At 61.9% G+C, this 26,232-nt stretch carries 29 protein-coding genes and 2 tRNA genes; 10 read left to right on the forward strand and 21 right to left on the reverse strand.

Annotated elements, in window-relative coordinates:
• The first annotated feature begins 35 nt into the window (after positions 1-35).
• Positions 36-1,079 carry an S-layer homology domain-containing protein gene (locus tag VEZ38_RS05495; protein WP_324892341.1) on the forward strand — a complete coding sequence of 348 codons (1,044 nt, stop codon included), beginning with the start codon at positions 36-38 and terminating at the stop codon, positions 1,077-1,079.
• 73 nt (positions 1,080-1,152) lie between these two features.
• On the opposite strand, the gene VEZ38_RS05500 is transcribed toward VEZ38_RS05495, so the two are convergent.
• The gene (locus VEZ38_RS05500) at positions 1,153-1,560 is read right to left on the reverse strand and encodes a thiol-disulfide oxidoreductase DCC family protein (RefSeq protein ID WP_324892342.1); all 408 of its coding nucleotides are present in this window, start codon (positions 1,558-1,560) and stop codon (positions 1,153-1,155) included.
• A gap of 109 nt (positions 1,561-1,669) precedes the next feature.
• On the opposite strand from VEZ38_RS05500, the gene VEZ38_RS05505 reads away from it, so the two are divergent.
• Genes VEZ38_RS05505 through VEZ38_RS05515 form a run of 3 tightly spaced genes read left to right on the forward strand, consistent with a single transcriptional unit; the run spans position 1,670 to position 2,311 of the window.
• Positions 1,670-1,891, forward strand: a complete 222-nt coding sequence (locus VEZ38_RS05505) for a hypothetical protein (RefSeq protein ID WP_324892343.1) — start codon at positions 1,670-1,672, stop codon at positions 1,889-1,891.
• Positions 1,892-1,927: 36 nt separating this feature from the next.
• The gene (locus tag VEZ38_RS05510) at positions 1,928-2,116 is read left to right on the forward strand and encodes a hypothetical protein (RefSeq protein ID WP_324892344.1); all 189 of its coding nucleotides are present in this window, start codon (positions 1,928-1,930) and stop codon (positions 2,114-2,116) included.
• Positions 2,117-2,155: 39 nt separating this feature from the next.
• The gene (locus tag VEZ38_RS05515) at positions 2,156-2,311 is read left to right on the forward strand and encodes a hypothetical protein (RefSeq protein WP_324892345.1); all 156 of its coding nucleotides are present in this window, start codon (positions 2,156-2,158) and stop codon (positions 2,309-2,311) included.
• A 476-nt stretch (positions 2,312-2,787) separates the two neighbouring features.
• Here VEZ38_RS05515 and VEZ38_RS05520 read toward each other — a convergent pair.
• The 4 genes from VEZ38_RS05520 to VEZ38_RS05535 form a co-directional block, all read right to left on the reverse strand.
• Positions 2,788-2,861 (reverse strand) — tRNA-Ile (locus VEZ38_RS05520).
• Between the two features lie 12 nt (positions 2,862-2,873).
• Positions 2,874-2,950 (reverse strand) — tRNA-Met (locus tag VEZ38_RS05525).
• Between the two features lie 63 nt (positions 2,951-3,013).
• On the reverse strand, positions 3,014-3,178 hold the full coding sequence (locus tag VEZ38_RS05530; RefSeq protein ID WP_324892346.1) for a hypothetical protein: 165 nt from the start codon (positions 3,176-3,178) through the stop codon (positions 3,014-3,016).
• An 80-nt stretch (positions 3,179-3,258) separates the two neighbouring features.
• Positions 3,259-3,807: a phosphatidylglycerophosphatase A gene (locus VEZ38_RS05535; protein ID WP_324892347.1), complete on the reverse strand. Its 549-nt coding sequence runs from the start codon at positions 3,805-3,807 to the stop codon at positions 3,259-3,261.
• Positions 3,808-3,920: 113 nt separating this feature from the next.
• Here VEZ38_RS05535 and VEZ38_RS05540 point away from each other — a divergent pair, with 113 nt between their 5' ends.
• Positions 3,921-4,439, forward strand: a complete 519-nt coding sequence (locus VEZ38_RS05540; RefSeq protein WP_324892348.1) for a 2'-5' RNA ligase family protein — start codon at positions 3,921-3,923, stop codon at positions 4,437-4,439.
• 89 nt (positions 4,440-4,528) lie between these two features.
• Here VEZ38_RS05540 and VEZ38_RS05545 read toward each other — a convergent pair whose 3' ends face one another.
• From VEZ38_RS05545 to VEZ38_RS05610, 14 genes are all read right to left on the reverse strand, one after another.
• Positions 4,529-6,070, reverse strand: coding sequence for an ABC transporter substrate-binding protein (locus VEZ38_RS05545; protein ID WP_324892349.1), 1,542 nt, complete (start codon positions 6,068-6,070; stop codon positions 4,529-4,531).
• On the reverse strand, positions 6,067-6,960 hold the full coding sequence (locus VEZ38_RS05550; RefSeq protein WP_324892350.1) for an ATP-binding cassette domain-containing protein: 894 nt from the start codon (positions 6,958-6,960) through the stop codon (positions 6,067-6,069). The genes VEZ38_RS05545 and VEZ38_RS05550 overlap by 4 nt, the downstream gene beginning before the upstream one ends.
• A gap of 3 nt (positions 6,961-6,963) precedes the next feature.
• Positions 6,964-9,906, reverse strand: a complete 2,943-nt coding sequence (locus tag VEZ38_RS05555; protein WP_324892351.1) for an ABC transporter permease — start codon at positions 9,904-9,906, stop codon at positions 6,964-6,966.
• Positions 9,906-11,006: an efflux RND transporter periplasmic adaptor subunit gene (locus VEZ38_RS05560; protein WP_324892352.1), complete on the reverse strand. Its 1,101-nt coding sequence runs from the start codon at positions 11,004-11,006 to the stop codon at positions 9,906-9,908. Before VEZ38_RS05560 ends, VEZ38_RS05555 begins: the two co-directional genes overlap by 1 nt.
• A complete protein-coding gene (locus VEZ38_RS05565) occupies positions 10,966-11,712 on the reverse strand; it encodes an ABC transporter ATP-binding protein (RefSeq protein ID WP_324892353.1) in 747 nt (248 codons plus the stop codon). Before VEZ38_RS05565 ends, VEZ38_RS05560 begins: the two co-directional genes overlap by 41 nt.
• A gap of 157 nt (positions 11,713-11,869) precedes the next feature.
• Positions 11,870-12,628 carry a 2-dehydro-3-deoxy-D-gluconate 5-dehydrogenase KduD gene (kduD, locus tag VEZ38_RS05570; protein ID WP_324892354.1) on the reverse strand — a complete coding sequence of 253 codons (759 nt, stop codon included), beginning with the start codon at positions 12,626-12,628 and terminating at the stop codon, positions 11,870-11,872.
• Entirely contained in the window at positions 12,625-13,404 is a 780-nt protein-coding gene (locus tag VEZ38_RS05575; RefSeq protein WP_324892355.1) for a DeoR/GlpR family DNA-binding transcription regulator, read from the reverse strand. Before VEZ38_RS05575 ends, kduD begins: the two co-directional genes overlap by 4 nt.
• Before the next feature lie 9 nt (positions 13,405-13,413).
• Positions 13,414-14,247 (reverse strand): 5-dehydro-4-deoxy-D-glucuronate isomerase, encoded by an 834-nt coding sequence (gene kduI / locus VEZ38_RS05580; protein ID WP_324892356.1) that lies wholly within the window; start codon positions 14,245-14,247, stop codon positions 13,414-13,416.
• A 263-nt stretch (positions 14,248-14,510) separates the two neighbouring features.
• Positions 14,511-15,050 (reverse strand): molybdopterin-guanine dinucleotide biosynthesis protein B, encoded by a 540-nt coding sequence (gene mobB / locus VEZ38_RS05585; protein WP_324892357.1) that lies wholly within the window; start codon positions 15,048-15,050, stop codon positions 14,511-14,513.
• Positions 15,047-16,342, reverse strand: a complete 1,296-nt coding sequence (gene glp / locus VEZ38_RS05590) for a gephyrin-like molybdotransferase Glp (protein ID WP_324892358.1) — start codon at positions 16,340-16,342, stop codon at positions 15,047-15,049. The genes mobB and glp overlap by 4 nt, the downstream gene beginning before the upstream one ends.
• On the reverse strand, positions 16,339-16,581 hold the full coding sequence (locus VEZ38_RS05595; RefSeq protein WP_324892359.1) for a MoaD/ThiS family protein: 243 nt from the start codon (positions 16,579-16,581) through the stop codon (positions 16,339-16,341). The genes glp and VEZ38_RS05595 overlap by 4 nt, the downstream gene beginning before the upstream one ends.
• A gap of 101 nt (positions 16,582-16,682) precedes the next feature.
• Positions 16,683-17,318, reverse strand: a complete 636-nt coding sequence (gene mobA / locus VEZ38_RS05600) for a molybdenum cofactor guanylyltransferase (protein ID WP_324892360.1) — start codon at positions 17,316-17,318, stop codon at positions 16,683-16,685.
• Positions 17,319-17,405: 87 nt separating this feature from the next.
• Positions 17,406-18,542 carry a glycosyltransferase family 4 protein gene (locus VEZ38_RS05605; RefSeq protein ID WP_324892361.1) on the reverse strand — a complete coding sequence of 379 codons (1,137 nt, stop codon included), beginning with the start codon at positions 18,540-18,542 and terminating at the stop codon, positions 17,406-17,408.
• Positions 18,543-18,706: 164 nt separating this feature from the next.
• Positions 18,707-19,375 (reverse strand): hypothetical protein, encoded by a 669-nt coding sequence (locus VEZ38_RS05610; protein WP_324892362.1) that lies wholly within the window; start codon positions 19,373-19,375, stop codon positions 18,707-18,709.
• Between the two features lie 202 nt (positions 19,376-19,577).
• Here VEZ38_RS05610 and VEZ38_RS05615 point away from each other — a divergent pair, with 202 nt between their 5' ends.
• Genes VEZ38_RS05615 through VEZ38_RS05630 form a run of 4 tightly spaced genes read left to right on the forward strand, consistent with a single transcriptional unit; the run spans position 19,578 to position 24,609 of the window.
• Positions 19,578-19,871, forward strand: a complete 294-nt coding sequence (locus tag VEZ38_RS05615) for a hypothetical protein (protein WP_324892363.1) — start codon at positions 19,578-19,580, stop codon at positions 19,869-19,871.
• A gap of 16 nt (positions 19,872-19,887) precedes the next feature.
• Positions 19,888-20,202, forward strand: coding sequence for a hypothetical protein (locus VEZ38_RS05620; protein WP_324892364.1), 315 nt, complete (start codon positions 19,888-19,890; stop codon positions 20,200-20,202).
• Positions 20,203-20,218: 16 nt separating this feature from the next.
• Positions 20,219-23,887 carry a copper oxidase gene (locus VEZ38_RS05625; protein WP_324892365.1) on the forward strand — a complete coding sequence of 1,223 codons (3,669 nt, stop codon included), beginning with the start codon at positions 20,219-20,221 and terminating at the stop codon, positions 23,885-23,887.
• Positions 23,884-24,609 carry a hypothetical protein gene (locus tag VEZ38_RS05630; RefSeq protein WP_324892366.1) on the forward strand — a complete coding sequence of 242 codons (726 nt, stop codon included), beginning with the start codon at positions 23,884-23,886 and terminating at the stop codon, positions 24,607-24,609. Before VEZ38_RS05625 ends, VEZ38_RS05630 begins: the two co-directional genes overlap by 4 nt.
• Positions 24,610-24,682: 73 nt before the next feature.
• Here the strand turns inward: VEZ38_RS05630 and VEZ38_RS05635 are convergent, their stop codons facing one another.
• On the reverse strand, positions 24,683-25,432 hold the full coding sequence (locus VEZ38_RS05635; RefSeq protein WP_324892367.1) for a hypothetical protein: 750 nt from the start codon (positions 25,430-25,432) through the stop codon (positions 24,683-24,685).
• A 91-nt stretch (positions 25,433-25,523) separates the two neighbouring features.
• Here VEZ38_RS05635 and VEZ38_RS05640 point away from each other — a divergent pair, with 91 nt between their 5' ends.
• Positions 25,524-25,937 (forward strand): hypothetical protein, encoded by a 414-nt coding sequence (locus tag VEZ38_RS05640; RefSeq protein ID WP_324892368.1) that lies wholly within the window; start codon positions 25,524-25,526, stop codon positions 25,935-25,937.
• On the opposite strand, the gene VEZ38_RS05645 is transcribed toward VEZ38_RS05640, so the two are convergent.
• The coding region (locus VEZ38_RS05645) for a CopD family protein (RefSeq protein WP_324892369.1) at positions 25,934-26,232 on the reverse strand (299 nt) is incomplete at its 5' end. The genes VEZ38_RS05640 and VEZ38_RS05645 overlap by 4 nt on opposite strands.

The following is a 26,232-nucleotide window of genomic DNA, read 5'->3' on the forward strand; positions in this document are numbered from 1 at the left end:
AAAACCAACATTCTAAGAAAAAAGGTGATCGAATCATGAAAACGACAACTTTCAAATGGTTCGCCGGCGCAGCGGTTACGGCCTTGCTGCTCGGTACGATGTCCTCCGGCGCGATGGCGTTCGACGACCTCGAAGGCGTCGAGCACGCCGATAAAATCAGAGACATGCGCGACCGCGGCATCGTCAGCGGCGTGAGCAAGGATAAATTCGTCCCGCATCAGAAACTGACGGCGCAGCAAGCGATCCCGCTGATCGTGAAGAGCATGCAGCTCAGTCTTGCGCATATGACCTTCATCAAAGCGCCCGAAGCGACCGACTATTTTACGAACGTCCCGAACGACGCGTGGTATGCGGAAGCGTTCATCGTCGCGCACCTGAACGGGGTTCCGCTGGAGAAGGATATTAACCCGAACGCGCCGGTCACACGGGAGCAATTCGTCCATTGGCTCATGAGCGCCCTGCACACGACGGGCGAATACGCGTGGATCGAATTGTACCACATGATCGAAGACGAGAAGCAGGTGTCGGAGGGCTACATGGATTCGATCCAGAAGGCGATCATCGCCGGGGTCGTCGAGCTGCCGGAAGATGCGAAATTCCGTCCGCAGGAGCCGATCACAAGAGCCGAGGCCGCCGTCATGGCCCGCGGCGCGATCCAATTCGTCGAGGACCATCGGAACGTGCAGGAGCTCCCGCCGTACGAGGATCCGATCCAATCCGGCGAAGTGAAGCCATCGACGGTGCGGGTGAACGACGACATTACGAAAATCGTGCTCGACATGGGCGAACGGCCGCACCCGGGCTGGAACGTGAAGATCGAAGGCATCGACTTCCTTGACGACGATTCGGCCGTCGTCCGATATACCGTCACGTACCCGGACCCGGCGGCGCTGTACCCGATGGTCATCGCGCATCCGAAGGCCGAGGCGTACGTCGCCGCATCTTATACGGACCTGCAATACGAGTGCGTCGGCGTGTACGATCGCATTCCGGACCCCGACGCCGACGTCTCGGACGGCGGCGGAATCAACGGCTCGGAAGGCGCCGCGGACGGTACGGAGCCGTCCGAAGAGAAATAACCTCAGTTCCTCTACTAAGCAGCTCGCGCGTTTTGCGCGGGCTGCTTTTTATTTGTTCCATAGCCCCTAGCTCTTAAGGTAAGAACCGCTCCCGATATTCCGGCTTCATCAGCATACAGACTTCGCGCTTCCCGAACCACCGATAACGGCGGCGCGCGACGAACGTATACACGGGATCCCGCAGCACGCTAGGTACGGCGAGCAGGGCGGACAATAGCGGCCAACCGCCGCGGAGCCGTAGAACGAGCCGAAGCGCCGCCGTCGAGCGTACATAGGCCTTTCCCCGCTCCACATACACGAAAGTATCGGTCGCAGTTCGCGCCAACCCATGCGTATCCAGCAGCCGGCGGCCCGTCTCGGACTGCAGCGCCGCGAACCGCAGCGCGCCGCTTCGGTCCCGAACGATCGCGAATTGGACGACGGCAGCGCACAGGTTGCAGTCGCCGTCGTAGAGCACGATCCCGGTTTCGTTCCCGCTCATGTTTCTCTCCCCTTCCTCTGGTTTCATTATAACGCGAATCGTTCCGTATAAAAACGCCGCCGCGGCGAACCCTAAGCATACCTCGATAATCCAAAGGAGGATGGTTCGCATGAGAAAGAACGCATTCGCGGTATGGGCATTGTTGATCGCCCTCGCTTGCGGCCTGACGGCTTGCGGCGGCAACGATATGGATATGCAGCAGGAGATGCGTCAGGAGCGTCAAGAGGACATCATCGACGAGCGCGAAGACGAGCAGCTGAATTCGCCGGGCGTCGAGTACCAGCAAGAGCAGCAAGAAGACCGTTTGGACGAAGCCGAAGACGACCGGTAAAGCAGCGCCTTGAAGGCGCCGAGGAGGAACCGACGTATGGAAAAGGAGCTCGCCGAACAGACGGCGTTCGAAACCGGCGGCATCCCGACGCCCGTCGGACAAGAGCATATCGCATCGACCGACGGGATCGCCGGCGCCGTGGAGGGCATCATGGACAATATCGAGGCGTCCTTCACGGGCAGGTCCGTCGACGGGAAGACGAAGCCGCCGCGGCGGCCCGAATAGCCGGGAATCCATTATGTATGCGAAGGAGGCCGTCGCCGCATGGCAGGGAAACCGATCAAGGACGGCGAGGACGATCAGTTGATGAATAATCGCCCTCCCGAGCTGAAGAACGACTTCGGCATCGTCGGCGAGGAGGATAAGCTGGACCGCGAGCTGATGCCCGACGGTTCCGGCAGCCCGAAGCAACGCAAATAGCAGTTTGTTTCGACCAACCCACCGTACGGACGGCTTGCCGCCGGGCGGTGGGTTTCGTTTGCCAAGCAATACGTTAATTATTGATAATTATGAATATTCTTGAATCTGTGTTAGACTAGTAAGTGAGATCTTCCCTTCCGGTCTTAGAAGGGAGATCGCCTACATGGTAGAGCGTAAAGAGACTTATCACCTTGCCAAACGTGCTCTGGAATTAACGAATGAGCAGAGAACATTATTAATTCAGCTTCTAAGGAATAGAAGAAAACTTAGGAACGAGAGAGCGCTGCTTCACGAAAATATGGACGTATTACTTTCTTTAAAGAAGCAATTATCGGACATCTTGAATCGATACGGCTCGTCGTAAAACGACGGGCTTTTTCTTTACGAATAAACCCGCCTTCGGGAGCTCGCAGCGAGCACCCGAAGGCGGGTTGTATAAGTTCGGATTCCCTTATGGGACAGGATTTACGGGTTTATGGGCCCTACAGGACTCGAACCTGTGACCAATCGGTTATGAGCCGACCGCTCTAACCAACTGAGCTAAAGGCCCTTACAAAAAAATTGGTTGCGGGGACAGGATTTGAACCTGCGACCTTCGGGTTATGAGCCCGACGAGCTACCGGACTGCTCCACCCCGCGCCATCTTCTATAAAAAAGTGAACCATAAATTAATATACCCGATCGCGTTCGCCCCGTCAAGCCTCAGAGCATATATCGGACGCCGTAGCGACCCTTTTTCGAACAAAAAATTTCGACCGTCTGCGGGCTTTCGTAGCCGTAAATCCACCAATCTTCTTCCATCCGTTTCGCGAGGCAGCTCGCTTGAAACTTCGTATTATAAAGACGGCCCCAGTACACCCATGCCATGAGAACACGCTCCCGATGATAATGCTGTGTTCTCAGGGTGCCCCCGAAGCCGTCTTTCCATGCATTAGGCTTGCGTTCGTTTACGCGCTCTCCTCCGCGCCGGCCGCCGCTTCCGCGTCCGCGGACCGCTCCTCCTCGTCTCGCGCGCGATGGGCGATGCGCCCCGCCGCCGATGCGGCGACGCTCGCGACCAGATCGTCGAGGAACGTATGAACGCCCTGCCCCGATTTCGTGTCCAGCTTCTTGATGATGCCGATCTTATGCTTGTCGAGATGTCCGAACGTGGTCACGGCGATGCTTCCGTATCCTAGGACGGAGCCTAACGCCAGCGTCTCGTCGCAGCCGAATAACCCTTCGTCGGCGCGTACGAGGGACAGCAGCGGCTCGGACAGCTTCCCCTGCTCCGCCAGCTCGTCGAGTTCGATGCCTACGAGCAGCGCATGCTGCATCTCGCGTTTCTCGAGCACCGCCGCGACGCTGTCCAGACAGCTCCCGATCGTTAGGTCGGGGTGATACGGGCGCTGCATCTCCAGGACGATCTCCGCGATATCCTCCAATCGAACGCCGCGGCGCTCCAGCTTGCGCAGCACCGCTTCGTGAATGACCCGGCTGTGCACGGTCTGTTTCATGCGGATATCCTCCTCTCGTTCGTACGAACCATTATATCACGGCGTCTGAATTTTCTCCTTATGAAAGTGAAGGGTTGCGGTATAATAAGGAAAACTGCGAAGGAGGCGCGCTCATGAATTTCGGTATCGTCGTCTTCCCTCCGAAGGCCGTGCAGGACGCGGCGAACAGCTACCGCAAGCGATTCGACCCGCATTACACCCTCATCCAGCCGCATCTTACGATCCGGGAAGCGGAAGCTTGGGACGAGGAGTCGCTCAAGCAGGCGGTGTCCTGGCTGACGGCCGTCTCGGCGAAGCACGCGCCGTTCTCCGTGCGGCTGAACCGTTTTTCGACGTTTTACCCGGTGTCGAACGTCGTCTACATGGCGCCGGAGCGTCCCGAGCCGCTCGCGAAGCTGCACGAAGCGGTTTGCCAGGGGCCGCTCGCCCTGAGCGAACGCAAGTATACCTTCGCGCCGCACCTGACCGTCGCGCAGGAGGTCGGGGGCGACGAGATGCACGATATTTACGCCAGCTTGCGCCCGGTCCCGCTCGATTTCCCGTTCGTCGTCGATCGGCTCCATCTGCTGTATCAAACCGACAACGGCGCTTGGACCGCGCATCAGACGTTCCTGCTGCAGGGGCAGGGGTGAGCGCTACGCGCCTATCCCGCGCCCGGCCGCCATGGGTAAAAAAAAGCTGTTCCGCCCGCGAGGGGCGAAGCAGCTTTCTTCCCATTTAATTATTCTTCCAGAACGACTTCCCCTTCTACCGCGCCCTTGATCATCGGCGGGTCGATCGGCATCGGCATCGGCATCGGCTCGCCCCAGTTCGGCTGGAAGTTCGGATCGTCGCGCATCTGCTGCAGCATCGCGTCGCCCTCCGTCTGCCATTCCTTCAGCGCCTGCCGCACGTCTTTGTCCCCGTTCAGCACCTCTTGGAATTTCTGCTGTCCGATCGACTGCACCATATAGATGTTCGGGTATTTCCGGTACATTTCCATCTCGTCTAAGATCGGCGCCGGCTTGAGCTGGTAGAACGCTTCGATGTTATAGCTCATGCCTTCCTTCGGCTGCAAATAATCCTTGTTCGCGACGAGCGTGCTTTGGCTGCGCGACTTCAGGCGCGCCCAATCGTCGCCGTTGACGAACTTGAGAAACTCCCAAGCGTCCTTGTCGTTCTGCGCTTTCGCGTTGATGCCCATCATGCCTTGCAAATAAATTTGGCCGCCGATGCCCGGCGCTTCCGGATGCGTCGGGATCGAAACGACGTCCCACTCGATCGGGTCGAGATTGTCGTTCGTCTCCGCCATCCGATTCGCATTGATCAGCTCGTTGATATAATAATAGCTCGAAATCGCCATCGCCGTGCGGCCGGACAAGAAGTTATCCCAATCGAACGGTCCCGGCTCCTTCATCGGCATCTGCTCGTAGTTCGGCGGTCCCGGGAGGACTCCTTCGTCGCGCAGCTCGACTATCGTCCGCCACACCTTCTCCCAGCTGTCCGAATCGACGGCCATCTTATCGCCCGTCTGATCGTAGTAGCTCAGCTGCAGCGGCTGCGTGTACATCTGCATTTCGAAGAACGAGTCGCCGCCCTGGTACGTCGAGAACGAGAAGCCGTATTTTTGGTTTTCGCCCTCGCCGCCAGACAATTGGCGCGCCAAGTTAAACATGTCGTCCCATGTCATGCCGTCGGTCGGGAACGCGACGCCTGCGTCCTGGAACATCTTCTTGTTGTAGAACAAGGCCGAGGAGCTGAACAGCGGCGCGAGCGCATACAGCTTGCCGTCCGGCGCGGATTCTTTGATCCCGTCGAGCACGGTCGGCACGATCTTGCTCGTGTCGAACTTATCCGCCGTAATGAGCGGGTCCAAGGGCATAAGTAAATTTTCGTTCACGAGCTCGGCAAGATTGTTGAACTCCATCATGACGAGATCGGGCGGGTTGTCGCCCTGCATGAGCTTCTTAAGCTCCTCCAGAGGATCCTTCTGCTCTTCCCCCTCGGGAGGCGCGGAATACCGGTACATGTTGTGATCGACCGCAGGAATGATCTCGATCTTTACGTTCGGGTTCGCGAATTCGTACAACTCCGTGAACTGCTGGCGGAACCATTCGTCGTCCGCGCCGTAGCCTTGCAGCGTCGCGATGCGCAATACGCGCTCCGTGTTATCGGTTTGCGATTCCTTCGGCGTGCACGCAGCCAGCGCCGACAAACTGAGTACGCCCGCCATCGTCGCCGTGAGCCCGCGGGTAAGCTTCGACTTGCCTGGTTGAAGCTTCATACTTTCCCCTCCAATACTTTAGGTGCTTTAATGACAATCTTCTCTCCGTCGAACTCCAGCGACGCTTTATTTCCGATCCCGAGCGCTTCCAAATATTCCTTCGGAATTTGCAATCGACCGGCACGGTCGATGACAACGTACGCTTCGTGCTCTTCCTTCACCGTGCGCCGTCGAACGGTATCGCTATTATAGACGGCGGAATCGAGCTCAGGGTTGCGCTTAATAAATTCTGTGCTCGTTAAACCGTCTCGAATCGCGACGACCCGGTCCACCTTGCCCGCCAGCTCAAGGTCGTGGGTGACGATGACGATCGTCACCCCGAGCTCGCGGTTGAACGTGCGGAAAATATCCATAATGCGATCCGAGGTCGCGGAATCGACCGAGCCGGTCGGCTCGTCGGCCAGCAGCAGCTTCGGCCGGTTCGAGAGGGAAATCGCGATGGCCACGCGCTGCTGCTCGCCGCCGGACAGCTGATGGAGCTTATTGTTCATCCGCTCCTTCAATCCGACCCACTCGAGCAGCTGCTTCGCGTACGAGCGGTCGAGCTTGCCGCCGAGCATCATCGGCATTTCGACGTTTTCGAGCGCGGTCAGGTACGGCAGCAGGTTGCGGGCGTTGTTTTGCCAGACGAAGCCGACCGTGCTTCGTTTGTATTCGACGAGCTGCTCGTCGCTGATTTTCAGCAAATCCCACTCGCCGACCTTCACCGTCCCGGCCGACGGCCGGTCGAGGCCCCCGAGAATGTTCATGAACGTCGACTTGCCGCTGCCGGAGTTGCCGATGATCGCCATCATCTCCCCGCGCTCGACCGTTAAGTTCAAGCCCTGCAGAGCGACGACCTCGACCTCGTCCGTCTTGTAAATTTTTACGAGTCCTTCGCATGTAATCATCGGTTACCGCTCCTCTCCGAGTTTCACCGCTTGATGCACCCGGAGCCTCCGGATATGCGTCAGCAACAGGCCCGCGCCGAGCGCGACCATGACGAGCACGACGCCGTACAGCTGATACGTATCGCCCGCCTCGAAGACGACGCGGAACGGCGGCACCTGGCTGGCGGCGCTTTCCGTCGTTTGCAGGAACGGCAGGAACAGGAGGCTTGCCACCCGGCCGATCGTAAGGCCGAGCGCGATGGAAAGCCCGGCGGTGAACGCCTGCTCGAGAAACAGCATGCCGGTCAGCCCCCGCCGCGACAAGCCCATCGCCCGAAGCACGCCGAACTGCACGACCCTGCTCGATAAATTGAAGAACCAGTACAAGATATAACCGATCAACGAAATGATGACGGAAACCAAGAACCCTAAACTCAATATCCCGAAAACGCCGCCCCGCGCCGGATGCTTCTGCTGCACGATTAGCTCGTTCCGCACGTCCTTCACCGACGCGAGCGCGATGCCTTTCGCTTGCAGCTCTTCGACGATCGGCGTCACGCGCGCGCCGTCCTCCATCTTCAGCCACACCTCGTACGGGATGATCGGCACCTGATCGTAAATATATTCCAGATTCGCGATAAAGAAAGGCGTCACGTCAGGATACTGCGAGGGCCAATACGGCAGCGTGCCGACGATGACGAATTCGACCAGCTGCCCTTGGATGCTGATGGACGCCAGATCGCCGGGCTTGAGCTGGTACTTGTCGGCGATCTTCTGCGGGATGATCAACGCTTGTTCATAGTCCCCCATCAAATCCAAGTACAAGTACGGGTGCGCCGGGTACAGGTCGTTCCGCCACCAGGCGACCTCCGCGAATTTGTCGTTGTCGATGCCCATTATATTGCCTTGGCCGATCGACTTGCCCGAGATGACGACGTTGCCTCTCGTCTGCAGGACGCGCGCCGCATGCTCGACGCCCGGCAGCTCCTCGAACACCTCGAACGGCGGCTCGATGTAAAACACCTGCTGCATCGGCGGCGCCCCGCTTCCGGGCTGCCCGCCGGGCTGGCCTCCCGGCTGACCTCCCGGTTGGCCTCCCGGTTGGCCGCCGGGCTGGCCTCCCGGCTGACCGCCGGGCTGCCCGCCGGGTTGTTCGCCGGGCTGCCCGCCCGGATTTTGCGATTGCGGCGGCGGCCCGCTCGACTCGACGAAGCCTTCCCATACGGTCTGCACGACGACGTCGGTACCGTATTGGTATAACGTCCGCTCGGTCGAATTTAAGTCGATCGTCCGCGCCGCCGCCGAGTTGTACACGCCTAAGCCGAGCGTCAAAATCAGCAGCAGCATGAGCGGATAATACGACTTGGAAGAACGGGATAATTGCGTAAGCGTCAAGTACAGCGGCACCGGCAAATACGAACGTCCCAGCCAATTGAAGAGCTTCAAGATGAGCGGGAACAACCGGAGGCAAAACAATCCGATCGAGAAAATCGCCAGCGCCGGCACGAAAAACAGCGTCGGCTGCACTTGCAGCTGATCGGACGTGAGCCCCGTCTGCATGGAAATCATCTGCCGCTCGCGGAACAAATACCATCCGTAGCCGGCGACGCCGATCAGCAGCACGTCGAAGAAGTAGCGCTGCCAAGCCGGCGGTTTGTTCGCGCGGGCCATCTGCTGCTTGAGGCCGACGATCGACGATCTCGCCGCCTGCACCGCCGGGATAACCGTCGACGCCAGCGCGATGAGCACGGCGGCGACGCCGTACAGCATCGCCTCCAGACCGAAGCCGACCGGGATCGATTGCCGATCGACGAACGTCAGGAAGCCGCTCGCGGAACCGATGCTCTTCGCCATGAACCACCCGAGCATCGGCCCGATTACGAGCGCGACGCCGCCCAATAGTATACCTTCCAAAATATACATCCAGATAATCTGCTTCGTTCCGCCGCCGCGGCTGCGCAGCACCGCGATATCGCTCTTCTGCCGGTCGAGCGCCTGTTTGGCGTTCATCGAGATGTAATAAAACACCATCGCGATCATCGGCGCCGCCAGCGTGAAGAGCAGCAGCTGCAGCTGCAAGCTTTGCGCACGGAAATCCTGCAGCATCTCGCGGAACGACAGGTCGACCTGCGTGCCTTGCAAATGCTGGTACAGCTCGATATCGAGCCGCGACAACGCGCCGGAGAGCGGCGCCAGGTCGCTCGTCTGAATTTCCCGCAAATCGAAGGCATAGTACCAGGTCGCCAGGTTGATCGGCAGCCCGCGCTTCGTCAGCAGCTCGTTCATCATGAGCGATTCGTCGACGACGAGCGTATTGACGAGCCCTTCCAGGCCTTGGTACCAGTACGGGCTCGTGTCGTCCTTCGGCACGAACGTGCCGACGACCTTCACCCGGAGGGGCTCCCTGCTGCCGAACGCCGGATAGTCGAACTCGTCGCCGACCCGGAACGCGTTGCGGAACGCGCCTTCCTCCAGCACGACCGCTTCGATGACGCCGCTTTGCGGCGTCGGCGACGGCAGCACGCCGTTCGCGAGCTCGGCATGCGCCGCGAAGTCGCTCATCGAGGCGATCGTCATTTGCCGGCGCTTGCTCGGGTCGACCTTCGTCGGATCGACGACCGTCAGCTGCGCGCCGCGGATGGACAGCTGTTGCACGTACGCAGCGAACGGAAAGCCCACGCGCGCCGGCACGTCCTCCTCTATGAATCGCTTCACGTCCGCGAACGCCGCCAGGTCCGCCTTATCGCTGCCGGTGGCTTGGTATCGCATCAGCAGCGAGCCGGCGGGGAAGCCGTCGCTGTTTTCCCGCAGCGAAGAGGAGACGACGCGCTTGAGCGCGCCGTCCGAGTACATCGGAATGCTGGTCGTGAAGGCGACCGCGACGATCAAGCCGATCAAGGTCGAAATCGTCAGCCAGCGGGTGTTCCACATTTTCCGATATAAAAAACGAATCAGCAGCAGTCCCATTAGCGACCTACTACTTTCTGCCCGGGCTCGAGCCCCTTCACGATCTGCACTTGCGTCGGCGTTTGTTTTCCGACCTCGACGTCGATCTCCGCCTTGTTCCCTTCCGCGTCGACGACCTGCACGTAGCTGCGTCCGTTGTAACTCCGGAGCGCGGCCGGCGGAATGACGACGGCGTTCTCGATGCGGTCGGTGATGACCGTCACGCTCAGCGGCGTACCTCGCGTCACGCCTTCCGGCCACTTGTCGAGCTCCACGAGCAAGTAGTTGTCGACCGTATCCTCCGCCGGCTGGCCGTTCGGATTGCCGCCGTTGTTCGTCTCCTCCGCGGTCGGCAGGCGCGACACCTTGCCCCGGTGCTCGCCCGCGGCGCTGATCGCGACGATCGCGTCCATCCCGACGGCGATGCTCTTCAGGTCGTCCCTGGAAAATTTCGCCGCCACCGCCAGCTCCGACAAATCCGCGATGACGGCCACCGGCTTATACGGCTCGACCGTATCGCCCGCCTTCACCTTCAGCGAGACGATGACGCCCGCGAACGGCGCCGTCAGCTGCGCGTTCGCGACCGTCTCCTCGAGCTCCACGATCGTGGTGCGCTTCAGCTCGAAGTCGATCTTCAGCTGCTCCAGCTCCTCGGGCTCGTACTCGTCGGATTTGCGAAGGATTTCGATCATCTTTAGTTCTTCCTGGCGGAACTCCAGCCGCGCCCGGCGCAGCTCCCGCTCCTTATCGGCCACGTCCAGCACGGCGATCGGCTCTCCCGCTTCCACCGTCTGGCCGGACGTCACGTGGACTTCCTTCACCCGAAAGCTTCCGCCGGCGGCGCCGCCGTTGCCGGTGAAAAATAAATTTTCCTCGCGCAGCGACATCACTTTGCCGATCCCTTGCGACTTCGTCTCGATCGTCTGGGTGAGCACCTCGTACGTCGGCTTCTCGGACAGCTTCGGCGGCGTGATCGTCGGCAGCACCTCTTCCATATCCTCCTTGGGCAAGAGCGAGCAGCCCGACGTCGCGGCGAGCGCGGCGGCCAAGCATGCGGACAACGCGACGCGTCCCGCGAAATTACGACGCTTTGAATCGACCGTCCACCATTTCGTAAACATGATCGGCAACCTCCAAAATCGTAGGATCGTGTGTAGTCATGCAGATCGTGACGTTCTCCGTCGCGATAATTTCCCGAAAGACGGACATCACCTGCGCGCCCATCTGGCTGTCGAGCTCCGCCGTCGGTTCGTCCGCGAGCAGCAGCATCGGCCGATGCGCGATCGCCTTCGCGATGGCGACCCGCTGCTGCTCGCCGCCGGACAACTCGTACGGGCGATGGTCCGCCCGCTTCGTCAACCCGACGAGCTCGAGGCATTGCGCGACGCGTTCCTTCCATTCGCCGCGGGGCGTCCCCGCCATGCGAAGCGAAAGCTCCACGTTTTCCCATGCGGATAATAGAGGCATAAGTGCGTACGTTTGGAAAATGAATCCGATCTTCTCCCGCCGAATCGCGGTCCGTTCTTCATCGCCCAGCTGATGGAAGGCATGCTCGTGAAACATGATTTCGCCCTTCGTCGGCACGTCCAGACCGCCGAGCATATTCAGCAGCGTCGTCTTGCCCGAGCCGGAACGGCCTCTTAGCATCACGAGCTGGTTCGGTCGCAATTCCATATCGATGCCCTTCAGCACCGGAATGCGCTGTCCGCCGACCTGGAACGTCCGCTCGGCGCCGCGCACCGCGAGCAGCGGCCGCTCGGGCGCCCGCGTCCCCGCCTCCGACGCCCCGGGCGCCGGTCCCCGCTGTCCCGGATTTTCCTTCTCCATCTGTATTTAGTCCCTCCTATGCCGATTGCACTACATCTAAGACGCAACCGAGAGCCAAAAAGTTACACCGCCCGTCCAAAAAAACAATGGAAGCAATGGAAAAAGCGCCCGAAGGCGCTTTCCGAAAATCGACTCGATTCGATTGGTTTCGCGTTGCTTATCGCGTCATCCAGCCGCCGTCGACGCACAGCACGTGTCCGCTCATATAATCCGACGCGCGCGAGGCGAGGAAGACGACCGGCCCTTTCATATCCTCCGCCGTCCCCCATCGTCCCGACGGGATGCGCTCGAGAATTTGCCGGTTTCGGGTTTCGTCGTTCCTCAGCGCCTCCGTATTGTCCGTCGCCATATAACCGGGGGCGATCGCGTTCACGTTGACGCCCTTGCCCGCCCATTCGTTCGCGAGCGCCTTCGTCAGCCCCGCGACCGCATGCTTGCTCGCCGTATATCCGGGCACGTTGATCCCGCCTTGGAACGTCAGCATCGAGGCGATATTGACGATCTTGCCGTAGCCGGCTCTGATCATCTCCCGCCCGAACGACTGGCTGAGCAGGAAGACGGAATTCAAATTCACGTCCAGCACCGCTTGCCAATCGGAATAGGCGTGCTCGGCGGCCGGCGTGCGGCGGATAATGCCCGCGTTATTGACGAGAATGTCGGCCTTCCCGAACGCTTCGAGCGTCTCGGCGACGACGCGGGCCGCGCCCGCCTCCGTCGACAAATCCGCCGTAATGACGACGGCTTTGCGCCCGAGCGCCTCGATGGCCTTCGCCGTCTCGTCCGGCGCCGTCTTGTTGACGACGAGCGCCAGATCGGCGCCCGCTTCGGCGAGCCCGAGCGCCAGCCCCTGGCCGAGGCCGCGGCCCGCGCCGGTGACGACGGCGACCCGCCCCGTAAGATCGAACAACGAACTCATTGCCCTCTTCCTCCCTTGGATTGATCTCCCGTATCGACGACGACGCCGCTCGCGCGGTACACCGCCGCGACGTCCGGCGGCAGCTTGTCGTCGGTGAAGATCGAAGCGACCTCGGACAGCTGCGCGAACGTAACGAGCGCGCCGCGCCCGAACTTGCTGTGATCCGCCACGCAATGCACGATGCGCGCCGTCTCCACGAGCGCCCGCTTCATCGGCAGCTGCGTGCCGGTAAATACCGTCAAACCGAACGTCGGGTGGATGCCCGTCGCCGACATGAACGCTTTATGGATGTTGAGACCTCTTACGAATTCGACCGCTTCGGCGCCGACGAGCAAATTCCGTTCGCGGTACCCGCCGGGCACGACGAGGCGGATCCGGTCTTTGCGCGCGAGCTCCGCGATGATATACAGATCGTTCGTTACGACCGTGAGCGGCGCGTTCGGCAGCAGCCGCGCGATTTCAAGCGTCGTGCTGCCGCCGTCCAGCGCGACGATGTCGTCCGGCTTGATCGCCGCCGCGGCTCGCGCCGCGATGCTCGCCTTTTCCGCCGGATAGTCCGTATTCGGCACGGGCGGCGGCAGCATCGGCGCGCCCTCTTCCGCCGCTACCGCCCCGCCGTGGATGCGCCGGAGCAGCCCTTTCTCCTCGAGCTTCTCCAAGTCCTCCCGCACCGTCTTCTCCGTCACGCCGAGGGCGGCGGAAAGCTCCGCCACCTTCACCGTGCGATCCCGCTCCAGCTGGCGCAAAATATGTTCGTGTCGTTGTACGGCCAGCATCGCTTCGCGCTACCGCAACGACTGCATCGGAATCATGTCCATGTCCGAGAACGACTGATTTTCTCCCGCCATCGCCCAGATGAACGTGTAATTGCTCGTTCCGACGCCGGAATGGATCGACCAGCTCGGACTGATGACCGCCTGCTCGTTGCGGACGACGAGGTGGCGCGTCTCCTGCGGTTCGCCCATCATATGAAACACGACGCCGTCCTCCGGCATGTCGAAATACAAATATACTTCGGAGCGGCGCTCGTGCGTGTGCGACGGCATCGTGTTCCACATATTGCCCGGCTTCAGCAGCGTCATGCCGAGCACGAGCTGGCAGCTCTTGATGCCGTCGTCATGAATATATTTATAGATCGTGCGCTCGTTCGAGTTCGCGATGCTGCCGAGATGCGTCGGCGCCGCCTCGTTGATCGCCGCCTTCACCGTCGGGTACGTCGTATGCGCCGGCGCGGAGACGAGGTAATACTTCGCCGGGTTCGCCGCGTCCGCGCTCGCGAACGCAACCGATTGCGTCCCGCGTCCGATATAGAGGCAATCCTTGTTGTCCATCGCGTAATCGACGCCGTCCGCCGTCACCGTGCCCGCGCCGCCGATGTTGACGACCGCGATTTCCCGGCGCTCCAGGAAGAAGTTCGCGCCGATCAGCTTCAGGTCGACCTCGAGCGCGACGGCGGAGCCCGTCGGCACCGCGCCGCCGAGGATGTATCGGTCTACGTGGGTGTAGACGAGCTTCAGCTCCCCCGGGACGAACAACGACTCGACCAAATATTCCTTGCGCAGCTTCTCCGTATCGTAGCTCTTCGTAGCCTCGGCCGTGGCCGCTTGACGAAATTCCATAATGTTAACGCCTCCCGATCAGGTTTTGGTGTTCGCTCCTGTATCTATAATACCGTTTCGGTTTGATTTTGTATAGATTTGTTTGTTTTGGGACAAAAAAAACCGCATGGGATCCCATGCGGTTTCGGGGGGCGTATGGGGGCCGTCTTTCGATTCTGTTTCCTTCTGCTCAGCGACGAATTCGATGTAGAAGCGGAAGCGCTGAGCTGAGGGAAACAGGCGATAAAGGGCAGCGGAGCTACGGTCGGAATGAAGTCGGCTTGCTAGTCCCCTTGCGCAAGGCGAAGGATGAAGGCGGCGATGCCCGCGATGTCCTCGTAATCGAAGATCGGGAGCGCGGCGTATTCGAGGGCAGCCTGCGAAGACGCCCACGCCCGGCGCAGCGCCGGGTTCCAGCTGACGACGCCCGCCAGGGCGTCAAGCGACGCGAGCAACGGAAGGTCGGCGTCCGAATGGACGAGCGCGAGCTTCGGGTATCGTTCCCGCTTCCACCCTTCCGCGAGCACGAGGTCCGACGCGGCCATGCGGGAAACCAACTCGTCCAGCGGCGCGCCGCGGTTTTCGAAGAAGGCCGTTCGGGCGTCGGAAGCGATCGCGGTCATGACCGCGCCGGATCGACGCAGCAGCCAGGTGTCGGTGTCGGGCACGTCGGGCTCGAATTCGTGGCCGTCGTGCTTCGCGACGCCGACGCGCAGCCCTTCCGCCGCGAACCGTTCAATGAGGCGGCAAAGCAGCGTCGTCTTGCCTGTCTTCTTGTACCCGACGATTTGCACGACGCGCGGGCACCGCGGCTGCGCGGTCATGCGCGCCCCCTCCCTTCCCAATCGAGCGGAACGATGTCGACGATCGTTCCCGCCGGAGTGCCGGTCCCGCCTGGCGGGATGACGACGAAGCAATCCGCGCCGAGACCGGGCTCCTGCCGATCCGAACGGTCCCCCGGCGAGGCCGCGGCCCACAATCGCCCGTTCTCGCTCCAGCACCGCCCCCGCACATAGCGCGGATAGGCGTTCGTCTTCTCGAACGGCTCCGCCAGCGCGGCCGACGAGCGCGCCGGCGCCGGGGCGGCGCTGCCCTGCAGCGCGCGCAGCGCGGGGCGGAGCAGCAGCTCGGCGCCGACCGCGCAGGCGCCCGGATTGCCTGATAACGCGACGAGCAGCTTCCCGCCGCGGACGCCGGCCGACGTCACGCTGCCTGGCCGCATCGCCACTTTATTGAAGAGCAGCTCGACCTCCGTCGAAAGCAAATAGTCGCCGACGACGTCGTAATCGCCGACGGACGCGCCGCCGATCGTCGCGACGACGTCGGCCGTCTCGAAGGCGCGCTCCAGCGTCCGCGCGAGCGCGCCCGGCTCGTCCGGCACCGGATCGTAAGCGACCGGGAACGCCCCGTCGGCGCATGCCAGCGAAGCGACCAATACGGCATTGCTGTTTCGTATTTTCCCAGGCGCGAGCGGGGCCGTCGCGGGGAGCAGCTCGCTGCCGGTCGGCACGATCGCAAGCCGCGGACGCCGATGGACGGCAATGTCGGCGCGGCCGACCGCGGCCAGCGCCGCGAGCCGCGCCGGCCCGAGGCGTTCCCCGGGCGCGGCGACGACCGCCCCCGCCGCTAGGTCGGAGCCGATCGCGCTGACGTTCGCGCCCGGCGCGGCGCCGCGACGCAGCTTGACGATCGGCGCGTCGCCGCCAAGGTGCGCGGACGCCGCCTCGTCCGCCTGCTCCAGCATCACGACCGCGTCCGCGCCTTCGGGCACCATGGCGCCCGTCATGATGCGCGCCGCTTCTCCGCGCTTTACCGCGAAGCGGGGCACGTCGCCGCAAGCGACGGCGCCGACGACGCGCAGCGCCGCCGGCGCGGCGCTCGTCGCCCCCGCCGTATCCGCCGCGCGCACCGCGTAACCGTCAACCCCAGAACGGCGGAAGTGCGGCTGCGGCTCCTGCGCGGCGACGGGCTCCGCCGCGAAGCGGCCGAGCGCGTCGAGCAGCGGGACCCGCTCCGCGGGAAGCGAACGCACCGCGTCCATCACCCGCCGGCGCGCCTCCTCGACGGAAACCGCCCGGCGGCGAAACCGATCCGGCCCTTCCCCAGAGGCCGTCATCCGCCGCTTACCGGCGGCAGGAACGCCACCTCGTCGCCCTCTTGAATCCAAGCGCCGTCCTCCGCGAACTCGTGATTGACCGCGGCGAAGCAAGACGCAAGTCGCTCGGCCGCAGCCGGGTACGCGAGCGCGAACGCGCGCTTCGCGTCCTCGACGCGAGCCGGCAGCGCCAGCTCCAGCCGAACCTGCGGGGCGCCGACCGCTTCGGCCAATCCCGCGAAAACTAAAATGCGCAACATGTTTCGTCCCCCGTTCTCCGATGCAAGCGTTGTGTATGTGTCCGATTATACAATAACTCCCCGGGTCTTGGCAGGCCGTCTACGCGGCGGCTCCAAGCGGCTTAACGCCGGCCGTCGACGTACCGCGCGGCGCGCTCGTACTCCTCCGGCGTGTTCATGTTGAACAAAGCCAGCTCGTCCGGATCATAGACGGCCACGTCGGCCTCCTCGAAGACGACAGGCTTCAGCATGCTCGCCCATTCCGTCGCCCTCCGGCCGCCGGACGCCCGGTAAGCGCGAAGCGACGGGGCTGCGGCTTCCGTACGATACGCGGCGAACAGCGGGTGCAGACGACCGCCCCGCCGCGGCAGCGCCGCATCCGCCTTCGCCCCCGCCGCCGCCTCGAGCAGCGCTAGAGCCAGCGCCGGCCGCGCGAACGGCAGATCGCAGGCGACCGCGAACGTCCATGTCCGGGGAGCGTCTGCCAGCGCGGCCTCAAGGCCGGCGAGCGGCCCGGCCGACGGCTCCGCATCGGTAAGCCACCGTACGGGCCGGTCCGCCCCGACGGCGGCCTTCGCCCGATCGCGAAGCGCCTCGTCCGCTTGCCAAGGCAGCACGACCGAGAGCGCGTCCGACAGCGGGGCGAACGCATCCGCCAGCCGGCCGAGCATCGGCTCCCCGCCGAGGGGGAGCAGCCACTTTTCTTTGCCCATGCGCCGGCTTTGTCCGCCCGCGAGCAGCACGATTTCGACGTCCATCCTAGCCCCTTCCTCCCCAAGCTTTAAACCCGTTGTTCTATCCAGAATAGCATTCCTTCCGCCAGTAGAATACTAAGGAATAAACTTTCAATATAACAGCGTCTGGTACAGCCTTCGAAGCGAGCCGACGGTACTGTCCCAGCTTAAGTTCTCGGCCACGGCCTTGCGTCCCGCGTTCGCAAGACGGCTAGCCAGCTCGGGAGAACGTCTTAATCGCAGGATCGCGGCCGCGAACGCCCCCGGACTCTTGTAAGACGACACAAGCAACCCGGTATGTCCCCCTTGGATGACTTCCCGAATACCGCCCCGATTGGAAGCGATGACGGGGAGCCCCGAGGCCATCGCCTCGGAGTTTACTGTAGCGAAGCCTTCCCGGTATTGGGTGGGACAGACGAAGACGTCGCCTAATTGATACGCTTGGTGCACCCGGGCAGGCGGGATGTACCCCGTGAATCGAATCGGAACGCGAAGCCGCTTCGAAAGCAGCCGCACCTTACGCATGTAAGCCGTCTCGCGGCGTTTTCCCGGCCAGGAAGCGCCGACGGCGACAAGCCAGGTGCGGGGGTGACTGCGTTTCACCTTCGCCACGGCCCGCACCAGCGTGTGCAGCCCCTTCTTGGGAACGATCCGGCCGACGAACAAGACGTTGTACGTCCCGTCGACCTTCCACTTCCTGCGAAGCCTTCTTCGAACCGCTTCGTCCCGAGGGCGGAACTGATCCGTATCCACCCCAAGGATGGCGGAATGAAACTTGTGCGCGTACTTCGGGTACCTCTTCTTCATCGTATCCGCCAGGAAGGACACCACCGTCACGACGCCGTCGACCTGCCTCAGCACGTCGTACGCTTGCTTCTTGGTGAGCCGGGACATAAACGTCAACGAGTGAAGGGACAGCACCAGAGGGGTACGGGGAAACGCTTTCCGGAACGACGCTACGAACGTCGGCCGGTTTTCGATTTGAATGACATCGTACGAACCACCCGCCGCTTCCCGCACCGCCGCTCGTAGATACGTGCCGCGATTCCCGTACGGAAGTCTGACGATCGTGTACCGGCCGTCTTGCATAGTGCTGATTCTCGGCAATTTCGGATGCGCTCGGCTAATGAGACGCACGGACGCGCTCCGGGCCATTCGCCGAAACACGTGATGCGCGCACGACTCGACGGAGCCCCCCAGGATGGGCGGAACCGGCAGTTGCTCCGGCATCACCACGAGGATTTTCATAGGATCTCTCCTTCTATGAACGACTTGCGAACATTACAACATATTCCGGGCTACTCCCCGGACCACGGGCATTCGCCTATCGCCGAAAAGAAATGCGCCCGCCCCGGTTCCGGGGCGAGCGCAAATCCTTTTTCCAGCCGTTACTCCTCTTCGCCGCGTTCGTCTCAGTGGTCGTCGTGGTCGTCGTGGTCGTGGTCGTCGTGGTCGTCGTGGTCGTCGTGGTCGCCGCAGCAGCACCCGCAGCCGCAGCCGCGATGACAAGGGTTGCATCTCCGATCCAACCATTTCACTTTACAAATGTGATGGATCGGGATGCTTACGACATGACGCTTCCCGGACGAGTCCGATTTGACCTTCAAGTGCACCAAGGTTCCGCCGACGCCGCAGATTTTCCCTTCCAGCGTATGTGCCGCGTCTCCGCACATTTCCTCGATCTCCACGTTGCACCCGATGTGACGGTGCAGCTCGAAGCCGAAATTTCCTCCGAGATGCGCAAGCCGAACCCGCAGCCGATCAACGCAAAGATCGAACGGAGAGCAATGGATCGGGAACGAACTGCGACAGCCGCAATGGCGATGGTGCCCATGATGCCCCCCGCAGCCGCAACCGCAACCGCCGTGATGCCCGTGCCCGCCGTGGTGGCCCCCGCAGCCGCAACCGCAACCGCCGTGGTGCCCGTGCCCGCCGTGGTGGCCCCCGCAGCCGCAGCCGCCATGGCGGCCATGGCCTCCGTGGTGCCCATGACCGCCGCACCCGCACCCGCAGCCTCCGCGATCGCCGTGGCGATGGCGGCGATGGCTGCCGTGCTGTTTTCTACAACCGCAATTCGACATATTTTTCCCCTCCTTTCCTCGTCATGTCCTACCTTATGTCGTCGGTTTTCCTCCCGGTCTGGCTACCTGTACCCTCCGCTCGAAATATGCCCGTGCACAGGGCGCGCGCGGAAAACGGACTCGGGAGGATAGGAGTACAGTCCTAAATCCCCCTTTTCCATATCATGGATAGATAACTTACCATTGAAAGGAGGGGGCCCGCATGTCGTCTACCGATATCATTTTGCCTGAAAACCAAATGTTCGCGGACTTAAGAGGCCGGTGCGTGCTGGTCGTTACGAACGCAACGCAATTGAACATATTGGGGCAGACGTTTCGTCCCGTGTTTTGCGGCACGGTCTCGACCGTCACGAACGGGTACATCACGCTCGACCCGGTCATCATCAAGATGACGAACGCCCCGTTTTTCCGGTTTCCGACGCCGCTGAGCTTTCCGATCGAACGTATCACCCATTTCGCTCCGTTCGATTGCAACCGGCAAATTCCGTTAACGTAAGGAGGCGATCATGCCCATGTCTGCATCCAGAGATGATTTGACGAATCGATTAAACCTGAACGAAGGGCCGGATATCCATACTATCCGGCAAACCGTCGTCAGCGATAAGTTTCAACGAAGCATCGGCAAGCGGGTAATTTTGCTGCAGGAATCTTTCCCCTTCCTCTTTGTCGGTAAGATTAAAGGAGTGGAAGGCGATTTTTTGGAGCTGAAGGTCGAAATCACGAACATTAACGAGCTCGACGGCGAACGGTTCCGCATCCATCTGGATACGGTGCAAGTGTTTTTTATCGAAGACGGCCATCACGTCATCCCGGATATTCGAGGGTAAGAAAGGGGGGACGGACGTGCATCGGTTTTTTCATATCGCGGCCATTCCGATTCGCATCGTCGTCAACAATTACGGCGAGCACGATCCGAACGGGATGATGTACGTACTCAAGGAAAACGAGGATTTGGTCTGCAAGCTCGTGGCAGACAACCCCTTCTCCACCGTCGATTTGGTCGAACCGCTCACGATTCGGGCCAACGCCGGCGATACGGTCGAGGTGCTGTTCGAAAACAAGCTTCCGTTCGCCTCATCGATGCATATCGTTAAAGCCGAATACGACGTGCAGACGTCGGACGGCGCATGGGTCGGCTGCAACGAGAGCTCGGTCGCCCCGCCCTGCCCGCCCGGCGGGACGGTCCGGTATCGGTGGAAGCTTCTGTACGAAGGGATTTATCTGTTCACCGACCTCGGGAACACGCTGTCCAGCGAAGCGGGAAGCAATGTCCACGGACTGTTCGGCGCATTGATCGCGGAGCCTCGCGGCTCGTGGTGGACCGATCCGGAGACGGGCTGTCCGCTTCGCAGCGGTTTGTATGCGGACGTGCATAACCCGTTGCTGCCGTCTTACCGGGAGTATGCATGGTTTTTTCACGACGAGATGGAAGTGGACGACTTAACCGGAGATCGACCGCTCAACCCGCATACGCTCCAACCCGAGGCTACGCACGCCATAAATTATCGGGCGGAGCCGATGCGAAATCGGATGCGCCTCTTGCAGGAAGGGGTCGTCTGTCCGGATTGCGAAGGCGAAGAGGTGCATCACGATTCCTGGGTGTTCGGGGACCCGGCCACGCCGATCTTAAAGTCCTACGTCGGAGATCCGGTCAAGATTCGGGTCATCCACGGTGGGGTCAAGGAGACGCACGTGTTTCACTATCACGTGCATCAATGGCTCGCCGAACAAGAAGACGAAGATTCGGACGTCGTCGATTCGCTGTCGATCGGGCCGCAGGCGTCTTTCACCGCTTCCCCGCTCTACGGGGCGGGCAGCCTGCAAGGAGCTTTCGGGGACGCGATCATTCATTGCCATCTGTACCCGCATTTCAACGAAGGCATGTGGGGACTCCATCGCGTGTTCAACACGCTGCAGGACGGCAGGCAGTGTTATCCGAACGGGACGCCGATCAAGCCGCTGCGGCCGCTGCCCGACCGCCCGGCTCCGCCGGCGCCGACGCGGGAATTGCCCGGTTTTCCGAACTTCATCCCGGGCATCGTCGGCTTTAAGGCGCCTCGACCTCCATTGGGAATTAAAGGAGGACGGAAGTCGACGCAGCTGGAGATCAACCAGTTTGCGCCGAACGCCCGTCCCGGCGCAGTATTCGTCAATCCGGCCCCCGATATAGGGACGCCCGAGCGGGTATATCACGTCTCGCTGATTCAGACGCCGATCGTCTATAACAAGGAGGGGTGGCACGATCCGCAAGGGCGGTTGTACGTCTTGGCCGAAGACGAAGCGGACGTGCTGGCCGGGCGCAAGTCGCCCGAGCCGTTGGTCATTTTCGCCAATGCGGGAGAGCGGGTCACCCTGCACTTTACGAACAAGCTGCCTGAGACGATCGGCGGCAACGCGTTCCAGCTCGTGGAGCGCACCTATGAGGCAGGGATGCACGTGCACTTCGTCAAGTTCGATCCGCTCGTGTCCGATGGGGCCAACGTCGGCTGGAATTACGATTCGTCCGTGCTGCCAGGCGAGACGATCACCTACCAGTGGTACTCCGAGGTCGAGCTTCGCGGCACGTTCTTTCATGACCACATGTTCGCGAATTCCCATCAGCAGCACGGAGTGTTCGCCGCCATCAACATCGAACCGCGGGGCTCCAAGCACCTGGACCCGTATACGCAAAAGCCGATTCGATGCGGAACGAAGGCCGTCATCTCCAACCCGCTCATCCCCGACTTCCGGGAGTTGACGATGTTCGTACACGACTTCGCGCTGCTGTACGACAAGGACGGGTGCCCGCTGAACCCGCCGCCCTTCCCCAGCTCCCAGGAGGATCCGGGCGTCATGGGAATCAACTACCGGAACGAGCCGCTGCAATTCCGCGTCGGGAAGCCGGATTGCGACCCCGCGTACGTCTTTAGCTCCTACATGCACGGCGACCCGGTCACGCCGATGCTGGAAACCTACAACGGCGATTCCGTTCGGATCCGGCTGCTGGACGGCGCGCACGAGGAGTCGCACTCCTTTAACCTGCATCGACAGCGTTGGTTCGAGGAGCGCCGGGATTTGGACTCCGACCTCATCCAGTTCCAGCATATCGGCATCTCCGAGCATTATACGTTGGAGTTCTTTATCGACGGTCAAGGCGACTTCGATATGCTGTACCACTTCGGCTCGGTCGACGACCTTTGGTTGGGGCTCTGGGGGCTGATTCGCACCTACGGGAGCGAGGTGCCGCACTTGAAGCCGCTGCGGGATCAACCGCCCCCGCCGGCGCGGACGACGCCGCTGCCGCGGACGACCGGCGAAGCGCCGCCCCGCGCGGAGCATCCCGGTTGCCCGGCTCCGGCGGACGCGCCCGTTCGCAAATACGAGGTCGTCGCGATGCAGACGCCGATTATCTATAACGAGGCGGGCGACCACGACCCTCACGGCATCGTCTTCGCGCTCGCGGAGGATGTGGAGGCGATCCGCTCCGGCGCCCTGAATCCGGAGCCGCTGATCCTGCGAGGCAACGTAGGCGAGCTGATCGAAGTTACGCTGTACAACCACCTGTTCGAGCCGTTGCGGGACGACGTCGTCCATGGTTATCCGTTCGTCCCCGTCGAGACGCCGTTCCCGGTATCGAATCGCATCTCGCTCCACCCGCAGCTGCTGCTGTACGACGTGAACGGCTCCGACGGCGCGACGGTCGGTTTCAACCCCGATCAGACCGTCGGCCCGGGCGAATGCATTACGTATCGTTGGTATGTCGACGTAGAAGTGGGCGCTTGCAACCTGTGGGACATGGCGGATCTGCGCAACCATCGCCATCACGGAGCGTTCGGGGTATTCGTCGGCTCCCCCAGAGGCTCGAAATACCTCGACCCGGTTACGCGGGAGGAGGTGCGGACCGGCAGCCAGATCATCGTCTCGAATCCGCTGCTCGGCGAATATCGGGAGTTCGTGCTCGCGATGCAAGACGGGATTCGGCTCGTCGACAAGGAAGGCCGGCTCATTATCGATCCCGAGCCCGTCTTTCAGGAGCCGGTCGACGAGCTCGAAGATTTCGAAGACCAAGGCAGCCGAGGCTTCAACTATCGGTCGGAGCGGTTCCGGCACCGGCTGCTTCGAGAGCCGGATATCTCGAAGGTGTTCAGTTCGAAGGTCCACGGGGATCCGGCGACGCCCGTCTTTCTTGCGTACCCCGGCGACCCGATCGTCTTCCGTCTCGTCTGCCCGGCCGACCGGGCGAGGGCGCACACCTTCGTGCTTCACGGCCATCATTGGCAGCGCGTGGCCGACGATATGAACTCGCGGCATCTCTCCGTGCGCAATTCGATCTCGGTCGGAACCGCGGACGATCTTTATTTGGATTTCGGCGCAGGCAGCATGTTCGGGATTCCCGGCGACTACATGTACCGATCCGGTCTCATTCGATGGGACGTCGAGCTTGGCGTGTGGGGCATCTTCCGCGTCTTGGACGAATACACCCCGCTGCTGGCGCCTCTGAGCCAAGACGTTCGGGAGGCGTGCGAGCCATGACGCGCCGGAAGGAAAAACGCGCTGCGGAGAACGTTCGCTACCGGTCGCCGAACGGCCGGCTGCCGCCGGAAGCGCTGGAGCGGCTTCGGGCTTGCATCGAGGAAGCGAACCGGCTGCTGCGAGCGCTCGGCAACCCGCGAGACGACGAAAATTTGGCCCAGCTGCGCCTGCACTTCGCATCGCTGCGCGGGGCGCTCGTCAGAGTCGAAGTCGACTGCAAGCCTGCGGAGGCGGCGGCCGAGCATGACCCTTCCGGCAAGTGCGAGGTTGTCGGCCTGCTGACGACCGCCGGGAAGGATTTCATCCAGTTGGATGCCGTCGGGGAACGGCTGCTCGTCCCGTACGGGCGGATTTGCTCGCTGCAGCATCACGATGCCAATCCGAGGGAGGACGAGGACGATTTGCGCGGGATCGATCCTTGCCTGCGTATGCAGCTGGTCCTGCATTTCGGCGAGACGGTGGCGTGCCGACCCGAGCTGCTGAACCGGTTCCTCGGCATTCCGCTCTTCCTCCAGCTGCTGCAATACGTCGGCTGCCGCGTCGCGATCCGCACGGAACGGTCGGAACCGCACGTCCGAGGCGTTCTTGTAGACGCGAAGGAGCACGCCGTCCGTATCGAAACCGGCGCGGAACGCGAGTGCAAGGACGTCTCGTTGCACGAGGCATGCGTCATTGTCGTGCACGCGGATTCGGGCAACCGACATAAGTCGAACGAGGAGTAAGGGGACGCACGAAAAAGAGACACACAAGGAAGGGGCTGCGCGCGCGGCCCCTTCCTTGTTTTGCTTCACGCCGCTATGGTTCTTTCCGCGAACCGGGCGTCCCCCGGGGGCGCGCCAGCGCTGCGAGCCGTTCGCCGAGCTGAACGAGCGCGGAAGCCGCGCGAACGGTGCGAAGACAGCGAAGCTCCCGAAGAGGGATCGTACGGGTCCGGCGGAACGATGCCCAGAACCCCCGCACTAACGTAATGTCTTTCGGCGTCGCCGTTGCGATGCGGCCGACGTAGGTTCCCCCGTCCGTCACCGCCCGCACTCGCGTCCCCCTCCAGTCCTTCAGGTTCGCCCACAACGACTCTTCGAAGAACTGCCTCCGCAGCGCTTCCTGTCCGGCGACGGTTCGCCCGAAATTCGTCAGCAGCCGGCTGCGAAGCGCATCGTCGAGAAGGACGTGTTGATGCGAGCCCGATACTTCCGGCACCCCGTAAGGCGTCTGCGCGGATTCGATCGCCTCATACGGAATCCAAATCCGCTCCCGGAGCGTGGTCAGCGCCGCGAAATCGCGGCCGATCGCGTGAACCTTCCCGATGACGCCTTGCAGCTCGCCCCCTGCCCGATAAAAAACCTCCACCGGCTGATTCCGGCGGTGCTTAAGAAACCGAATTAACATCAACTCTTTCCTTCGATGCGGCAGGCTGTCGCCGAGCCGCTGCAAATTCGCGCCGTGGATGTGCTGTTGCAGCATCTTTAACTCGAAGGACGGCAGTTTGCTTGCCGGCGACGTCAGTCCTTCCTGATCCTTCAGCCGATGCGTGAATTCCTTCTCCATGTCCGAACCTCCCCCATTCCGTCATAGACATACGCGTTCGACCCCGAACATACGTTGAATTAAATCGGAAGGAAGGGAGGTCGTTCCGCTTATGATTTCGCTGGCTTGGGTGCTGTTAATCAGCTATTCGGTCGCGGCGGGGGCCGCATACCGATTCCTATATTTAAGGCGATTGCTGATCGGATACCATCTCGGCATGAATATGGCCATGACCTCCGCCGGCGTCTTGGGGATCTCGGTCGGCGCGCTGCTCGGGACGCTCTACCCGCTTGCCTTCACGGAGATGGCCCTCCTAAGCGCCGCGGCGGCCGCTGTGGCCGGGGGCCTCTTCGGCGCCATGGTCGATTACCAGACGTTCCTGACCGGCGTGACGAGCGGCGTGATGAGCGGCCTGATGGGGCCGATGCTCGGCGTTATGGCGAGCGACCCCGACTTGACGATCGCGCTCTGCACCGTCCTCGTTTACGGCGGTTTCTCCCTCTTGTGCTACTCCGTGCGCTCCTAATAAGGGGACGAAAGCGCCATCGCGGCGGCGATCGCCGCAATGGCGGCCGCCGCGGCGAAGTCCGCCGTCAGCCAGCCCTTGCCCGGCACCCCCGGCACCCCCGGCGCTCCCGGCGCTCCTCGGCGCAGACGAGCGCGCATCGTCGCGGCGATCGCCGTCGCCCCTGCGACCAACGCGGCCTTCGCCAGCAGCAGAGCGCCCCAGACGGAAGCTCCGATCGTCCCCGGGTCGGCGACGAGCAACGTCTTCGCCGTTCCCGTCGCCCACAACACGCCCATACAAATCAAGGCCGCTC

Origin of the sequence: Paenibacillus sp. (genome assembly GCF_035645235.1) — a bacterium.
In the GTDB taxonomy this organism is placed as follows: domain Bacteria; phylum Bacillota; class Bacilli; order Paenibacillales; family YIM-B00363; genus Paenibacillus_AE.

Coding starts and splice junctions, on each gene's coding strand:
- kduD (WP_324892354.1), bottom strand. CDS start 12,628: ATGAGTTCGTTGTTCGATCTTACGGGGCGGGTCGCCGTCGTCACCGGC.
- VEZ38_RS05535 (WP_324892347.1), bottom strand. CDS start 3,807: ATGAAACAGACCGTGCACAGCCGGGTCATTCACGAAGCGGTGCTGCGC.
- mobA (WP_324892360.1), bottom strand. CDS start 17,318: ATGGACGTCGAAATCGTGCTGCTCGCGGGCGGACAAAGCCGGCGCATG.
- VEZ38_RS05615 (WP_324892363.1), top strand. CDS start 19,578: ATGTCGTCTACCGATATCATTTTGCCTGAAAACCAAATGTTCGCGGAC.
- VEZ38_RS05630 (WP_324892366.1), top strand. CDS start 23,884: ATGACGCGCCGGAAGGAAAAACGCGCTGCGGAGAACGTTCGCTACCGG.
- kduI (WP_324892356.1), bottom strand. CDS start 14,247: ATGGAATTTCGTCAAGCGGCCACGGCCGAGGCTACGAAGAGCTACGAT.
- glp (WP_324892358.1), bottom strand. CDS start 16,342: ATGACGGCCTCTGGGGAAGGGCCGGATCGGTTTCGCCGCCGGGCGGTT.
- VEZ38_RS05530 (WP_324892346.1), bottom strand. CDS start 3,178: ATGGCATGGGTGTACTGGGGCCGTCTTTATAATACGAAGTTTCAAGCG.
- VEZ38_RS05540 (WP_324892348.1), top strand. CDS start 3,921: ATGAATTTCGGTATCGTCGTCTTCCCTCCGAAGGCCGTGCAGGACGCG.
- VEZ38_RS05640 (WP_324892368.1), top strand. CDS start 25,524: ATGATTTCGCTGGCTTGGGTGCTGTTAATCAGCTATTCGGTCGCGGCG.
- VEZ38_RS05550 (WP_324892350.1), bottom strand. CDS start 6,960: ATGATTACATGCGAAGGACTCGTAAAAATTTACAAGACGGACGAGGTC.
- VEZ38_RS05495 (WP_324892341.1), top strand. CDS start 36: ATGAAAACGACAACTTTCAAATGGTTCGCCGGCGCAGCGGTTACGGCC.
- VEZ38_RS05565 (WP_324892353.1), bottom strand. CDS start 11,712: ATGGAGAAGGAAAATCCGGGACAGCGGGGACCGGCGCCCGGGGCGTCG.
- VEZ38_RS05505 (WP_324892343.1), top strand. CDS start 1,670: ATGAGAAAGAACGCATTCGCGGTATGGGCATTGTTGATCGCCCTCGCT.
- mobB (WP_324892357.1), bottom strand. CDS start 15,050: ATGACCGCGCAGCCGCGGTGCCCGCGCGTCGTGCAAATCGTCGGGTAC.
- VEZ38_RS05595 (WP_324892359.1), bottom strand. CDS start 16,581: ATGTTGCGCATTTTAGTTTTCGCGGGATTGGCCGAAGCGGTCGGCGCC.
- VEZ38_RS05510 (WP_324892344.1), top strand. CDS start 1,928: ATGGAAAAGGAGCTCGCCGAACAGACGGCGTTCGAAACCGGCGGCATC.
- VEZ38_RS05555 (WP_324892351.1), bottom strand. CDS start 9,906: ATGGGACTGCTGCTGATTCGTTTTTTATATCGGAAAATGTGGAACACC.
- VEZ38_RS05575 (WP_324892355.1), bottom strand. CDS start 13,404: ATGCTGGCCGTACAACGACACGAACATATTTTGCGCCAGCTGGAGCGG.
- VEZ38_RS05545 (WP_324892349.1), bottom strand. CDS start 6,070: ATGAAGCTTCAACCAGGCAAGTCGAAGCTTACCCGCGGGCTCACGGCG.
- VEZ38_RS05620 (WP_324892364.1), top strand. CDS start 19,888: ATGTCTGCATCCAGAGATGATTTGACGAATCGATTAAACCTGAACGAA.
- VEZ38_RS05610 (WP_324892362.1), bottom strand. CDS start 19,375: ATGTCGAATTGCGGTTGTAGAAAACAGCACGGCAGCCATCGCCGCCAT.
- VEZ38_RS05605 (WP_324892361.1), bottom strand. CDS start 18,542: ATGAAAATCCTCGTGGTGATGCCGGAGCAACTGCCGGTTCCGCCCATC.
- VEZ38_RS05515 (WP_324892345.1), top strand. CDS start 2,156: ATGGCAGGGAAACCGATCAAGGACGGCGAGGACGATCAGTTGATGAAT.
- VEZ38_RS05635 (WP_324892367.1), bottom strand. CDS start 25,432: ATGGAGAAGGAATTCACGCATCGGCTGAAGGATCAGGAAGGACTGACG.
- VEZ38_RS05500 (WP_324892342.1), bottom strand. CDS start 1,560: ATGAGCGGGAACGAAACCGGGATCGTGCTCTACGACGGCGACTGCAAC.
- VEZ38_RS05560 (WP_324892352.1), bottom strand. CDS start 11,006: ATGTTTACGAAATGGTGGACGGTCGATTCAAAGCGTCGTAATTTCGCG.